At 43.0% G+C, this 13,988-nt stretch carries 11 protein-coding genes; 9 read left to right on the forward strand and 2 right to left on the reverse strand.

Going from position 1 to position 13,988, the window contains the following annotated elements:
• Nucleotides 1-273 precede the first annotated feature (273 nt).
• From ACIFQN_RS24400 to ACIFQN_RS24435, 8 genes are all read left to right on the forward strand, one after another.
• A complete protein-coding gene (locus ACIFQN_RS24400; RefSeq protein WP_429835729.1) occupies nt 274-516 on the forward strand; it encodes a tetratricopeptide repeat protein in 243 nt (80 codons plus the stop codon).
• A gap of 362 nt (nt 517-878) precedes the next feature.
• A complete protein-coding gene (locus ACIFQN_RS24405) occupies nt 879-1,592 on the forward strand; it encodes a hypothetical protein (RefSeq protein ID WP_429835638.1) in 714 nt (237 codons plus the stop codon).
• 2 nt (nt 1,593-1,594) lie between these two features.
• Complete coding sequence (locus ACIFQN_RS24410) at nt 1,595-2,338, forward strand: hypothetical protein (protein ID WP_429835639.1); 744 nt, start codon at nt 1,595-1,597, stop codon at nt 2,336-2,338.
• Nucleotides 2,339-2,830: 492 nt separating this feature from the next.
• Nucleotides 2,831-3,085 carry a helix-turn-helix domain-containing protein gene (locus tag ACIFQN_RS24415; protein ID WP_429835640.1) on the forward strand — a complete coding sequence of 85 codons (255 nt, stop codon included), beginning with the start codon at nt 2,831-2,833 and terminating at the stop codon, nt 3,083-3,085.
• Nucleotides 3,086-3,209: 124 nt separating this feature from the next.
• Nucleotides 3,210-4,133, forward strand: a complete 924-nt coding sequence (locus tag ACIFQN_RS24420; RefSeq protein WP_429835641.1) for a GNAT family N-acetyltransferase — start codon at nt 3,210-3,212, stop codon at nt 4,131-4,133.
• Between the two features lie 504 nt (nt 4,134-4,637).
• The gene (locus ACIFQN_RS24425) at nt 4,638-5,888 is read left to right on the forward strand and encodes a serpin family protein (RefSeq protein WP_429835642.1); all 1,251 of its coding nucleotides are present in this window, start codon (nt 4,638-4,640) and stop codon (nt 5,886-5,888) included.
• Between the two features lie 434 nt (nt 5,889-6,322).
• Entirely contained in the window at nt 6,323-7,471 is a 1,149-nt protein-coding gene (locus ACIFQN_RS24430) for a hypothetical protein (protein ID WP_429835643.1), read from the forward strand.
• 577 nt (nt 7,472-8,048) lie between these two features.
• Nucleotides 8,049-8,303 (forward strand): hypothetical protein, encoded by a 255-nt coding sequence (locus ACIFQN_RS24435; protein WP_429835644.1) that lies wholly within the window; start codon nt 8,049-8,051, stop codon nt 8,301-8,303.
• Nucleotides 8,304-9,338: 1,035 nt separating this feature from the next.
• Here the strand turns inward: ACIFQN_RS24435 and map are convergent.
• Nucleotides 9,339-10,085 carry a type I methionyl aminopeptidase gene (gene map, locus ACIFQN_RS24440; RefSeq protein ID WP_429835645.1) on the reverse strand — a complete coding sequence of 249 codons (747 nt, stop codon included), beginning with the start codon at nt 10,083-10,085 and terminating at the stop codon, nt 9,339-9,341.
• 7 nt (nt 10,086-10,092) lie between these two features.
• Nucleotides 10,093-10,677: a TetR/AcrR family transcriptional regulator gene (locus ACIFQN_RS24445; protein WP_429835646.1), complete on the reverse strand. Its 585-nt coding sequence runs from the start codon at nt 10,675-10,677 to the stop codon at nt 10,093-10,095.
• A 966-nt stretch (nt 10,678-11,643) separates the two neighbouring features.
• Between ACIFQN_RS24445 and ACIFQN_RS24450 the strand changes: the two genes are divergently transcribed.
• Entirely contained in the window at nt 11,644-13,122 is a 1,479-nt protein-coding gene (locus ACIFQN_RS24450) for an Lsa family ABC-F type ribosomal protection protein (RefSeq protein WP_429835647.1), read from the forward strand.
• Nucleotides 13,123-13,988 lie beyond the last annotated feature (866 nt).

A 13,988-nucleotide genomic window follows, 5' to 3' on the forward strand; every position in this document is an offset into this window, starting at 1 on the left:
AACTAGCTAAGAATCCCAGTCCCTTTAGTGACCTTGCCCCTTTAGGGGTGGGAGTGTCAATTATGTAACGATTATGGGCATTATAAGCGTACTTATCGGCATGTTTTTCGATGAATCTATGCGTTCCCAGTTTTATATGACTTCGCTGATTACGGTCTTTGTTATTGTCTCGTATTTTGTAAGGAAACGAAAGTTCATGTACATTCAATCGAAGAAGGAGTCAAAAATAAAAAAAGTGTCATAAAAAAGAAAATAGTAAGATGAATCTCACGACTGTTACGTTTATCCTCCTTAAAGAACCAGCTTCGTATCAATCCGCATGACACCCCCGCTAAAATCGAAACTGCCCGATTGCTTATGGAGAAACGGCAATTCAGTGAGGCATTATCCTATCTGGAAGGAATTTCATCATTGATGCAGGATTCTCCTGAATATTTGTACGACAAGGGCAGCTGTCTCCTGAAGGTGGGCAGCATGGAAAGGTGCTGGGCTCTTCTGGCGTGGTTGAAAAAATGATCACTAGCGGGAATATCGTTGGCAACTTCACATGAGATCTGGGCGATATCCGGAGAACAGCATGAGAATTCTCCTTTCAGGTAACGAAAAATCAAGTAGATGATTCATTAAAAGGATTCAACTAACAGGGATCGGATAGTTGAATAACAGTTCAAAACCAAAGCTGCCTTCATGGGCAGCTTTATTGCTAAGCTAACAGGCAGTTAGATAGTGGAATAGACAACTTCAATAATTTGGATAGATGGAAATGTAATTAATGGTAAAATAAAGGAAACTCGGAGGTTTAGTCTTTCCCAGCGGGATTCGATTGTTCGATAAGAGGTTGTATTCGGATGATTACAGAGCGAAAGAGGAGGAATTAAATGGAGATAAATGTAAATTATAATGCGATCGAAGCATTAAGTGTAATTTTAGGGTGGGTTGTTATTGTTTTTTTTGCCTATAGAATTTATCAAAAACATATTGTAAAACCGAAAGTATGGAAGATTCCACTAATAATACTTGCCGGTCTTTTTTCCTTTTCAATTAATTGGAATATGTTTGATACGATATTTAAGTTGCCAATTTTACCTCTTGGTGTATGGATCTTGTATTTTGTTTTTAAAGGAAAAGATGAAAGGTGGCAGACTTATCGATCTTTTGCTTGGTTAGGCTTTGGGGCGAATTTTATTTTCTTTGCATCAACTTTAATAACAATACCACTCCATCATGTGATATACCCCAAAGACGAGCTATCAGTCTATATCTCAAATGTTGAGAATGCTTCCATTATAAATATTCACCCATCAGCTAAAGACAGATCACTAAATAAAGATAGCCTTCTAAAGCAACTCGATACATTGAGACAGGAAGCAATTTATAGTGATCAGTGGTACAAAGAGACCTATATTAATACTGAATCGAATAAAAGAAACGAACGGTTTCCATATCAACTCATTGGAACTTCATCAAAATGGGGTAGTGGTCTTCATACATTGATTTATATTGAAGACGATGGTAAAGGAATTTTATTATCAACACCGAAGAAGCAACTTTATTTTCGCTCCAATGATTCGCTAATAGAGGGGGGAGAATAAAAATGACGAAAAAAAAGTTGTGGTCTCTTGGTATTTTTATTATATTGCTATCAATCATTGTATACTGGTTCTATTTTTCGATGCCTACTTCTTTTCCAACAAATGAACAATTGGTTGAAGAGATGAATAGTATCTTTCCAGAAGCGACCGCAAGTATCATTCAAGACACGATTCCTGTTGACGAACGCCACGTGTTAGTGCCTTTTATTTCCAAGAAAGATGACTACGGTCTTAGCTATTGGGTATGGAAAAATCATAAATGGAAGGTTGCCTCGATTGATACAAAGGGGGAACCAATGCTATGGAAGTTTAATATAAACGATCCTTCATCGTTATATCTCGTGTGGAATATTCACCCAAAAGATCAATTGAGTTCTATTCATTTTTATTTAATTAGAGACAGAGGATATCGTATCACAGAAGGGATAGAGCATTACGATCCAAGAGTACAAATGGAGAAGAGAGTCTTTGCTCAAGAGAAATCTTATGGATTGATGCAACTGTCCGACGATTGGGTAACATTTATGAATGCATACATAAAAGTAGAATCAGCAAAACAACCAAATTTGTTTATTAATAATTTTTCTCCCAAACAAGATATGTTTTTTGGTTGGATTCCATATGATCAGACGAATAAAGAAACCTTTCCAGAGAGTTCTGTAAATGGAACTAGGTATTCAGATGGTGAAGTGAATTTGGAATATGTGATGATATTAGATAAGGGAGACATCGAGATTCCAAGATAGCAATGATGAACTAGAAAAAGACTACTGGTTCGTGTTGACTGAAGAAGGGAAAAACAAGCTGAATAGAGGATAGCGGAACAAACCGAGGTTTAATACTGGTAGCCTTTGCTAAACTAACGGGCAGTTTAGTTAATAAGAAAATAAAACCACAATTTTACCATATATTGTGATACTGTTTTTGGGGGGATTAATAATTTTGAAAAGGTGGGGTGTACATGGGATGGGTTATACTCGTTGTTATTGCATATCTGCCAATCATATATAGAATACACAAACGTTTAAATTATTTAGAAAACGAGGTCAAAAGATTAAACCGTGACCAGGACATTATTTAACTAAGTTGAACAACTGTTCCGTGAAAATAAAGTTGTAGACTGAAATATAAAGTATTAGACCGAAAAATAAAGTGCTAGACTAAGAAATAAAGTGTTAGACTGGCGGCCAGTTATTCAACGATTGGGCAGGATATCGCAGCAGAACGAAGCCGCAATAGTGGAAAAACTGCTAGGGAAGCTTTACACAGTAACTAATGTGGCTCAAATGCTAGGCATCAACGTTAAAGTTATCTACAAGTGGATTAATGAAGGTAAGCTAACCGCTATAAAGTTAGGCGGCACAACATGGAGAGTCAGGGAGCAGGACTTAAAGCTGTTCAGTATGAACAGTATTACATACGTGGTTGAGAACATAATTATAGTTGTAAATATGTTTGATACAAAGGCCAAGGTATGTTACCGTCAATGGTAATAATTGTTAAATCGGGCGTTTTTTGTGAGTAAACAAATGTTAACAAAGGGCAATTTATTAAAGGGAACTCGCATAGCTAGCCCTCTAAACTGCGAAATCCCCTATTTCTGAGAGGGGTATTATTTTGAGCCAATCATCAACAGAAATTTTCATACGTAATTTCCAACATGGAGACATGCCATTGCTTGGCGAGTTGTACCAATCAGTAACAGCAAAAGAAAATGCAACATTTTGGTGGGTCGGGGACGAAGATAATTGGGGTAACGTTTATTGCGCATTTGAAGATGGGAAAATGGTCGCTAAGGGGCAAGTTAGCATCATTAACGTTGTACCTCCTGGTCGTTCAAAAGAGAACAATCACTCTATATACATCAATCTTAAAACCGTTCCCGAAAGAGAAAATGACATTTCTTTGCTCGACAACGTCTATCAGTATCTTTTCATAAGAGCAAATCATTTAAAAGAAACTTTGCCTAAAGAATATGGAACAATACTTTGCGTTGGTAACGATTCGACAGAAACAGCAAACAATCAGTTTTTTATCCAAAAAGGATACCTTCATCTGAATAGTTTGTATCGCATGAAACGAGATTTGAATGAACCGATCCCTGAGTTAAAGCTACAAGAGGAGTTTCATTTCTCATACTGGAAGATGGAGACATCTAGCGAAGAAAGAGATTACCTTGACGTAGAAGCCGAAATTTGGCCTGACACTCCACTAGGACTTAACAGGTTATCTGAGTACAAGAATAACAAACTATGGACATCCATGGTAATACGACAATTTGAAACCATTGTTGGTGGATTGATGTCGTGGCAAGAGGAAGACCATGGTGTAATAGAAGATGTTTATGTGCGTGAAACATGGAGGAAGCGAGGAATTGCCAAGTTTTTGCTTACACAAGCTTTGAGATATCTCAAAGCTAATCAGCTACAATATGCTAACCTCATGGTATTAACTACAAATAAATCCGCCTTGTCTCTATACGAATCGGTTGGGTTCTGTGCGGATAAAGAAGAAATAAGGTACTTTACAAAACTGAATTAGGCAACAAAAAAGAGGGGTTCTCCGCCCCTTTTTTCTAATTCCGCCAATACTTCTCCGAATTAATTGTCTTTCCTCACCAACAGTGAACAGCACTCCACATAACTGGACACGGTATGGCTTTTCGTACCCTTATTGGTGAAATAGCAGCTAAACCACATGCCTCAATAACTGAATTTACGAGAAAGAACATAACATGTTAAGCTAACTGAGAACGATAGCCCAATAAGATAAGGTGCAGTCTACAACTTTATTTTCTTAGAACAACAACAACAGCGGCAGTCTAAGACTTATTAACAAGGTCTTAAACCACCGCTTTTTCTTTTATTGGAACAGTCTATAACTTATTTTCAAAAGCTACAAAATTATCAATCGAAGAACGTTGTAAGATCAACGATTCCAGTCTAAAACATTATTATTGTCAGACACAGTTCAGTCAGTTGTACGGAAACATTAGAAAAAGTTCCCCGTCTAATAAGCATATGAAAGGTGGGGGGATCAAAATAGATGTCGATTATAGAAAAAGGTAGGCTGCATATGGTGGTTATTCTGCTAGTTATGTTTGTGACTGCGTGCAATCACTCTTCTGCAAAGTTGATATCTTTGGAGAATCGCCAAGCGCTGGCGGCAGAGGTTGATGCACGTATCGTGAAATCAAGCAACGATTTCGGGATGCAGCTCTATCAGCAACTTGTACAAGCAAAAGAGAAACAGCAGAAGAACATAATGATTTCGCCGATCAGCATTTCAATGGCGCTCGCCATGACTTACATCGGCAGTAACGGGGAATCACAAACTTCGATGGCCAAAATAATGGGTTGGCGAGACATGTCTCTTGATGAAGTGAATCGGGGTAACAAGTCGTTCATATCTCTTTTGAATCAGCCGAGCAGTGGCGTTCAAATGAGTATTGCCAATTCACTTTGGTTACGTCATGGAACATCGCTCCACAGTGATTTTACGAAAGCAATTCAGGAGTATTACTATGCCAAAGTAACCGAACTGGATTTTAATGATCCCGAAGCGCCAAATACAATTAATGATTGGATAAACAAGAATACAAACGGAAAAATTCCCAACCTTATCGAATCTATCGATCCCATGGAAGTCTTGATCCTGATGAACGCGGTCTATTTCAATGGAGGTTGGAAAAAAGAGTTCCAACAATCCGCAACGAAAGAAGAAAGCTTCAGGCTGCCTGACGGTTCCACTAAGCAGGTGCAGATGATGGTCCAGACAGGCACCTACGAATATTTAAGTGATGAGGAATTTCAAGCCATTCGCTTGCCATACGGAGAGGGGCAGATGGACATGCTGATCATTGTTCCAGCCGAGACTTCATCATTGGATGACCTCCATAACAAGCTTTGGTCGGATCACAATCGCTGGCGACAACCGTTCCAACAGAGCCAGGGCGAGATCAAGCTTCCCCGGTTCAAGGTCGAATACGAACAAGAATTGAAAGAACCGCTTAAGTCCATGGGCTTGACTGTCCCTTTTGACGAAGTAGAAGCAGACTTTTCCAGTATTGCTCCTGTTCCACCGAATCTGTTCATCAGTGCGATAACACATAAAACGATCGTCGAGGTCAATGAAAAAGGAACTGAGGCGGCTGCAGTCACTTCCGTTCATATGGCACAGGCTTCCGCTCCGATCGATACGCCGTTCCAAATGACGATAAACCGACCGTTCTTCTTCGCAATTGAAGATCGTCAGACAAACGCATGGCTTTTTGTAGGGTCAATAGTTGAACCATAAGGTCAGTGTAATCAGAGAAAATAAAGTATTAGACTGGCTAAGGACAAACCCTGTTCAAGAATTCTGGCGGTGTACAGGGTCCCGGCCAAGTTCGATTCTGGGACAATAAAGTGTTTCGAGGACCGAATGGCAGCGGAGCAACGATTTATCAAGGGCCGTGGCCTTGGTTAACGGCCGTTTGCCCAGATATGTTCAGCTATGAGGAATACGGGAACCTCGAAAGTTTCAAACCCGTCCCGGGTGGCGAGCATGTTTGGCAAAATTACCAGTACGCTCAGGAATGCACCTACAAGCCGAATGGTACCGGAAGTATTCTGGCGACATGTGAGCGCGTGCATCCTGCGCCGGCGCCGCCCGGAAGTCTTTTCGGCAACAACTGCGAGGGCGGACCGAACTATACGAAAGGCAATGAATGCCTACGCATTCCCGCGCATATGCCCGGGGGATCGATCAAACTGCGGGGCTTCAATTTCATCACGCCGACGGTCAAAGTCCGTCTCGTCCTGACGACCGATCCGAGTGTTATCATCGAGCAGGAAGCTGCCGTATGGGGCGATCAAGAGACACCTTTGAAGGATGCGACGGATCATTTTATCGTGGACGAGCGCGTCTACGATTGGATTGACCTCCCAATTCCCTCCAGTCATCCTGTGATCCCGGGCGCACCGCTTCCGCCGGGTATTTATGAAGTTTCGGTCATGGTCGCGAACGTCACCAACGCTATTTACGACAGTAGTACACCCCCTGTGCTAATATCCAATAAGCTCCTGCTGCGGATCGAGGCAGACCCTAACGTTTGTTATCAGATGTGGAGCGAGCGCGGGCGATGCAATCGCGAAACGCCGGGCTGGGGCTCCGATGAAATTTGGTGGGACGCTTTTATCGGACATATCGTTCCAAACGCCGTGCCCGTACCGCCTGCTGGAGCCTCAGGGCTTGAAATAAAAATGATCGACCGCAAGTCCTTCCCGCGTCCTCCTTGGGAGGACATGGACGATGGGGAGTCTTCAGGAGCTTATAATCGCGACATATTCGGACCGGCGTCATTCGAGCTGTATGGTGTAAGAGTAATCGCTATACTCGGCTTTGAGGTAGACAGCGAGTCAGCCGCCCGCGATCAACTTCAAGGATTTTGGGACGCTTGGGTTCACGTCTTGAAGGATGTCGTCTCACTTGCCGTTTCCGGTGAAGGTCTCGTTGCCGCATTGGCCAAACTTGTAAATGTCGCTTTATCCACTGCGCTCATTGCTCTGGCGGTGGTAGCCGCGTTAACGCTCATCTCCACCGCGCTTTGGGCTGCCTGGGCACCGGCCGATCTGATTGCCCTTGATATTTTTCATCTGGACGCCCTTACGGCTTGGAACAAAACGGACCCAGGGAAGCCGCTCCCTGCGGAAGCGGTGCGTCAGTTCACGGATAGCAACGATTCGGATAACGTCGTAACGGTGACGGAACGCGCGCTGACAAAGCTTCATAACCTGGGAGACGCAGCGGCAACCTGGGTGCAGGAAAATCAATACGACACCCCAGAAGATGGCGAGGATGCCAGCTACACGCTTGAATTCCGATTGGCCAGAAGCTAGCGGGTATTGAGACGCTACCAAATGTCGCGATCTATAGCGCTAAGCACATTGACGCGGTAGTGGCTCGGGTGGCGTCCCTTGTAGCTAATACTCAAATTCTAGTGATTTAGAAGACCGGAACTCCTTGTACCATAAGGGGTTCCGGTCTAATACTTTATTTTCACTGAACACCATTCTAAAGAGGGGACTCTCTTTTCGTTACTACTAACGGGAGAACAACAAGTTGTAAGGTTTTGCAATACAGACAAAAGAAAAAGGGCGTCGATAGCATTTCAAGAAGCTTATTTGTAACGATCGCCCGATTATTGCCAATTGATAGTAAATAATTGCTGTCTCCATTGTGTCGCACATTTTTCTCGCTTCCATATACACGTCCAAGCGGTGGGAAACTTCTTCTCATAACCTGTCTACATAAAAGAAAGGGGGGAGTATTTCTTGAATCAGAAAAATCAGGGATACAACAATGCATATAGTGGTTCGTCACAATATACCAATAAGCGTGTAGGTGGATATCCGGGGCCATATGGATCACAAGGGTCATATGTAGCTCAAGGACCATATGGAGGACAAGGCCCATGTGGAGGACAAAGACTATATGGAGATCAAGGAGCATATGGAGCACAACAAGGAGCACATGGAGGACCACAAGGAGGACAAGGTGCATATGGAGGACAAGGACCATATGGAGCACAAGGAGCATATGGAGGACCACAAGGAGGACAAGGTGCATATGGAGGACAAGGACCATATGGAGCACAAGGAGCACATGGGCCACAAGGAGCATATGGACCACAGGCAGCATATGGACCACAAGGAATGGCTGCGCGTCTAAATGGGGAGTGTATCTGCACGAATAATCGAGCAACCACAAAGAGAAGACGCAAACTAAAAAAACGAAATCTAAAAAAACGAAATCTAAAAAAACGAAATCTAAAAAGACGAAATCTAAAGAGACGAAATCTACAAAATCAAAATATAAAAAGACGAAATCTAAAGAGACGAAATCTACAAAATCAAAATATAAAAAGACGAAATATAAAAAGACGAAATATAAAAAGACGAAATCTTAAAAATCTACAGCAGGGTTAATCGCCCTGCTTGTTCGTTGATATATTCAGGAAGTCGATCCGCACGACCGTGTCTCGTGCTTGTCAATTGTAGGCAAAACGAACGCACTCTGTAGGGGTCCCGGCGAGGGGAGACGAGATAGATAATGAAGCTCTATCCATGCGCAGCACGGAAAACGCCTCTTATGCACTCTCAGGGTGGTACTGAAAGAAGCTTTCTACAAAGCCAGGCAGAACCCACACAGGCAGCTGTACAATTCCCAGCTGTCCAGAGATAATAAAGTTTTAGACTGGGGCCAAGTTAAACTCCCATGAAAATAAAAACGCAAAAAGGCAATAAGAAAGTGGACCCAGCTTAATGGTTTTTAAAAAAAGCTGTGCCTATTCCAAGCATTAAATTAGTCGGCATAAAAATCGAGTTTGCTTTAAACATAAAAAATGGGCTTGGCTGGTGCAGCAACCAAAAAGGATTAATCTCCCATACGTGCTACTCAAAATTGAGTGCGACAATCTGTGATGCACCGTGGTCGCCGTAGTCAGACTAACGGGTGGGCACTAGGCACCATGTTGAAACGACCTTCTTCGCCAGCTTATGCATTGAACCATTTTCATTATCTGTGGTGTAGCAGCGCTGCGGGAACGAGATATCGATTACCGTAATATCGGAGCCAGTCATTATCCGGAAATTTCCTTTGTGCTCTATAAGAGAAAGGATGAAAGCATATATCGGATGAAGAAAGATGCTATACCGAATACGTAAAAAAGAAGTCGACCATCTCGCTGGTCGGCTTCTAATTATTCTATTGCTCCGTCAGGATTTGTGGACCTTCAGCCGTGATGGCGATCGTATGCTCGTATTGGGCAGCGAGCTTGCGGTCCAGCGTCCGCGCGGTCCAGCCGTCCGGATCGATTGTCATGTAGTAGGTGCCTTCGGTGATCATGGGCTCGATCGTGAACACCATGCCTTCCTTGATGCGGGGGCCTTTGCCGGGATTGCCGACATGCGTATAGTTCGGATCCTCGTGCAGGTCCCGGCCGATGCCATGAGCGAGAAGGTCGCGCACAACGCCGAAGCCGTTCGATTCGGCATGCCGCTGGATCGCGCTCGTCACGTCGCCGAGCCGATTGCCGGGCTGCGCCTGCGCGATGCCCAGGTCAAGGCATTCCTTCGTGACGCGCATCAGATTCTCAGCCGTAGGCGAGATCTTCCCGACCGCATAGCTCCAGGCCGAATCGCCGAGCCATCCGTCGAGCTCCGCGACCGTGTCGATCGTCACAATATCGCCTTCCTCGAGTGGCTTATCGCTAGGAAAGCCATGCGCGATCACGTCGTTGACGGAGGCACAGGTCGCATATTGATAGCCCATGTAGCCCTTCGTGTATGGCTTGGCGCCGTGCTTTAAAATAATATCCTCGAATATGCGCTCAATATCGTTCGTCGTGATGCCCGGTTTGATGAGCGGGGCGATCGTGCGATGACATTCGGCCACTACTTGGCATGCGTTGCGGATGGCCTCAATTTCATGCTTGCTTTTTAGGATGATCATGTTCGTATTAGGACTCCTTCGTAATAGCTTGCATTGCGAGGTGGGCGATTCGATCGACGTCCAGCTTGGAAGTGACCGCATAGTAGTGCAGCCCGTAGCAGCCAACCAGCACAGCAAGCATATGGTCGACGCTGTCGTCTTCGCGCTGGGCGATCGATTGGAGTGGAACGTACAGCCGTTCCATGAATCGTCTCTTGGCGGGGTGCCGATCCTTCTCAGGCAAGCCTGCATAATGTTCCGCCGCCATTTTGTAGACTAGATATGCGCGGGCGTCCGACTGCCACAGCCGGAGCAGCGCTTTGCAATACGTCAACAGCTGCTTGTCATCCGGGCTGCCGCCGCAGATGTTTGCCCATTCTGCCAGGGCTTGCTCGCATCGCTCGAAGCCGCTGCCCAGCACATCTTCTATTAATAAATGCCGGTTGGGGTAATAATGGTATACCGTGCCGTAACCGAGCTCGGCCCCACGGGCGACGTCGCGAATATCAAAGCTGCCACCCGTGCGGAAGTAGGCGCGCGCGGCGGCGTCCAGGATCTGTTCTTTGCGCTGCATGCGGATGAGCTCATTTTGTTCTTTGGTACGGGGGCACATGGGCGTGTGATCCTCCTTGTATAGACCTGCAAATTTGTCGATGTAAAAATGGTAACGCATGGGGCGTGGATATGCAAATTATTTTATCTGGTGGCGAAAGAAAATAAAGTTCTTTAATTGAAATAAAGTTGTTTAGTGAACTGAACAAAGCCATGCCTCCAGGCAGGTAGTTTCGGAGGCGGCGGTTTTCTGGGAGTGGCGATCCGTGGTGATTTAGAATCACCGCGGGTTATGTTTTATCGCAAGAAAAAGGAGATACATGGTAAAGTGGAGGAGGTGGGTGCGCGACGGTAGCAGCATTAAGCTCCTATGAAAATAAAAACGCAAAAAGGCAGAATAAAATGGACCCAGCCAAAGGGTTTTAAAAAAAGGGCTGTGCCTATGCTAAATATCAAATTAGTCAGCTTTAAAATTGCGCGTTCCTTCAACATAAGAAATAGGCTGAGCTGGTGCAACAACCAAAAAGGATTAATCTACTATACGTGCTACCCATAAAGGGTGCTACAATCTGTGATGCACCGTGGTCGCCGGAGTCAGACTAACGGATGGGCTCAAGGCACCAAGTTGAAACGACCTTCTTCGCCAGCTTATCAATCATTATGGACGCACTAATCCATTTTCATAATCTGTGGTGCAGCGAGCTGCATGATTGGCTAACGGGATCGATAGCGTAATACACACGTAGAACAGCAGCCGCTGTAATTGGCTGCTGTTTTCAAAACTAACGAGCAGTTATCTTCAACTATTTATATTAAAATATGTGAGGTCAACTATACGGACATAATAAGTAAAATCTATAATTTTATGATGGAGGGATAACATGAGTACAGACACGGTTGTGACACATGACTTACTCCGTATAAGTCGTTGATATCCATTAAACTTATACGGAGTTAAATGAGAATAGATGGATATGTACCGACTTTTTATAAAGAAGTATTGTGTTATAAAAAGGAGGAACTTCACATGTCAATGATTCAAGTACAAAACCTGACTTTTTCTTATCCAAGCAGCTTTGATAATATTTTTGAAGATGTTAGCTTTCAAATAGATACGGATTGGAAGCTTGGATTTATTGGTCGAAACGGACGAGGCAAGACAACTTTTTTTAATCTATTATTGGGAAAATATGAATACAGCGGAAAAATTGTTTCTTCGATAGAATTTAATTATTTTCCATATCCAGTCTCGGATAAAAGCAGATTCACACATGAAATATTAGAAGAGATATGTCCCCAGGCAGAAGATTGGGAGTTTCTTCGTGAATTATCTTATTTAGATGTCAATGCTGAAGTGATGTACCGGCCATTTGAAACATTATCGAATGGGGAACAAACGAAGGTTCTACTTGCTGCACTGTTTTTGAATGAAGGGCAATTTTTATTAATTGATGAGCCGACCAATCACCTAGATACTCCTACACGAAAGATGGTTTCAAATTATTTAAAAAGAAAAAAAGGATTCATTTTAATATCACATGATAGAAATTTCTTGGATGGCTGTGTTGATCATATCTTGTCACTAAACAGAGCCAATATAGAAGTTCAAAGTGGTAATTATTCTTCTTGGAAACTGAATTTTGACAGGCAGCAGGAACATGAGAAAGCAACAAATGAGCGTTTGCAAAAAGATATTGGGAGGCTGCAACAATCTTCAAAGCGTTCAGCCAATTGGTCTGATCAAGTAGAAGCTTCCAAAAATGGTACAACAAATTCTGGTTCTAAATTGGACAAGGGCTATGTAGGACATAAAGCTGCGAAAATGATGAAACGTGCAAAGAACCTGGAGTCAAGGCAACAGAAAGCTATTGAAGAAAAGTCAAAGTTGCTAAAAAATGTGGAAAAAACGGAGTCATTACTGTTAGAGCCATTGGAATACAAATCTAAAGAACTAATTCAGTTAACGGATGTGTCTGTTATGTATGATGGTGAATTAGTTAATACGCCAATAAGTTTTCATGTTGAACCAGGAGACCGAGTTGTTCTTGTTGGAAAAAATGGTAGTGGAAAAAGTAGTATCTTAAAACTAATCCTAAGGAAGCCACTCCAGCATACAGGTGCTTTGAACGTTGATTCAAGCCTTGTCATTTCTTATGTGCAACAAGATACCTCTCATTTAAAGGGAAAGTTATCTGACTTTATTGAAGAAAATCAGATTGATGAACAGTTATTTAAATCTATTCTACGAAAAATGGATTTTGACCGTATCCAGTTTGAAAAAGATATATCCCACTATTCTGGTGGACAAAAGAAAAAGTTGCTTATAGCTAAAAGTTTATGTGAAAAAGCACATTTATATATTTGGGATGAGCCACTAAATTTTATTGATGTTTATTCACGTATGCAAATTGAAGAGCTTCTTCAAAGCTTTAATCCCACAATGGTTTTTGTTGAGCATGATCAGGCATTTCAAGAAAAAGTGGCTACGAAAACGGTAGCCTTATAGATATTCTTGGAGCATTGCATATTATTATCATTTAGATACTGAAAAGTAAACCCGCTTTCCATTGCTCTGGAGCGGGTTTTTTAATATTTCCTAATGGATTACACCTGGAAAAGGATGAGTTATGAAAGAAGCCTATATGCCGGTCACTTGAATATTTCTGCCCTTTTGCGAGTTTCCCGAACATTAGCAGACATGAGGACGGGATAAACGGGCAGGATCGAATAATCATTTCGGCGAATAGCTCGTATGGAATCTCTGGAATAGATGACCATTATGCTCCCATGAAAATAAAAACCAAAAAAGGCAATAAAAAAGTAAGCCCAGCCAAAAAGTTTTTAAAAAAAGCTGTGCCTCTACTTCATAATTGAAATAAACAACCGACAAAATAACTCACTTCATAAATGAAAAGGCAGGCTGGTGCAACAACCAAAAAGGATTAATCTCCCATACGTGCTACCCAAAAAGGGTGCGACAATCTGTGATGCACCGTGGTCGCCGGAGTCAGACTAACGGTTGGGCTCAAGGCACCATGTTGAAACGACCTTCTTCGCCAGCCTACCTGTCATTATGGACACACAGATCCATTTTCAAAATCTGTGGTGCAGCTGCGCTGCATGGTTGGCTAACGGGGTCGATAGCTTAGCAAAAAAATTAGAGGCTGCTTGATATGATCTGGCGGCATCGTTTACTATTTGGCAGGATAATTGAAATTGGGTATCTATGACATGGCGGTTGATACTTCGCTTCTTACCGCCGAGAAGTGTGCCAGACTGATCCGTCAGCGCCTCAAAGAGGGGGCCGTCGTTCTCAGCTTTCCAACGTCTTGATGTAATAAAATTTGTGGCGTTACACCTGTGAAACTTCTC

Source organism: Brevibacillus sp. NRS-1366, assembly GCF_050467985.1.

What these genes read in the sequence shown, in the direction of transcription:
- ACIFQN_RS24405 (WP_429835638.1), top strand. Translation starts at nt 879, where the DNA reads ATGGAGATAAATGTAAATTATAATGCGATCGAAGCATTAAGTGTAATT.
- ACIFQN_RS24410 (WP_429835639.1), top strand. Translation starts at nt 1,595, where the DNA reads ATGACGAAAAAAAAGTTGTGGTCTCTTGGTATTTTTATTATATTGCTA.
- ACIFQN_RS24425 (WP_429835642.1), top strand. Translation starts at nt 4,638, where the DNA reads ATGTCGATTATAGAAAAAGGTAGGCTGCATATGGTGGTTATTCTGCTA.
- ACIFQN_RS24430 (WP_429835643.1), top strand. Translation starts at nt 6,323, where the DNA reads ATGCCCGGGGGATCGATCAAACTGCGGGGCTTCAATTTCATCACGCCG.
- map (WP_429835645.1), bottom strand. Translation starts at nt 10,085, where the DNA reads ATGATCATCCTAAAAAGCAAGCATGAAATTGAGGCCATCCGCAACGCA.
- ACIFQN_RS24445 (WP_429835646.1), bottom strand. Translation starts at nt 10,677, where the DNA reads ATGTGCCCCCGTACCAAAGAACAAAATGAGCTCATCCGCATGCAGCGC.
- ACIFQN_RS24450 (WP_429835647.1), top strand. Translation starts at nt 11,644, where the DNA reads ATGTCAATGATTCAAGTACAAAACCTGACTTTTTCTTATCCAAGCAGC.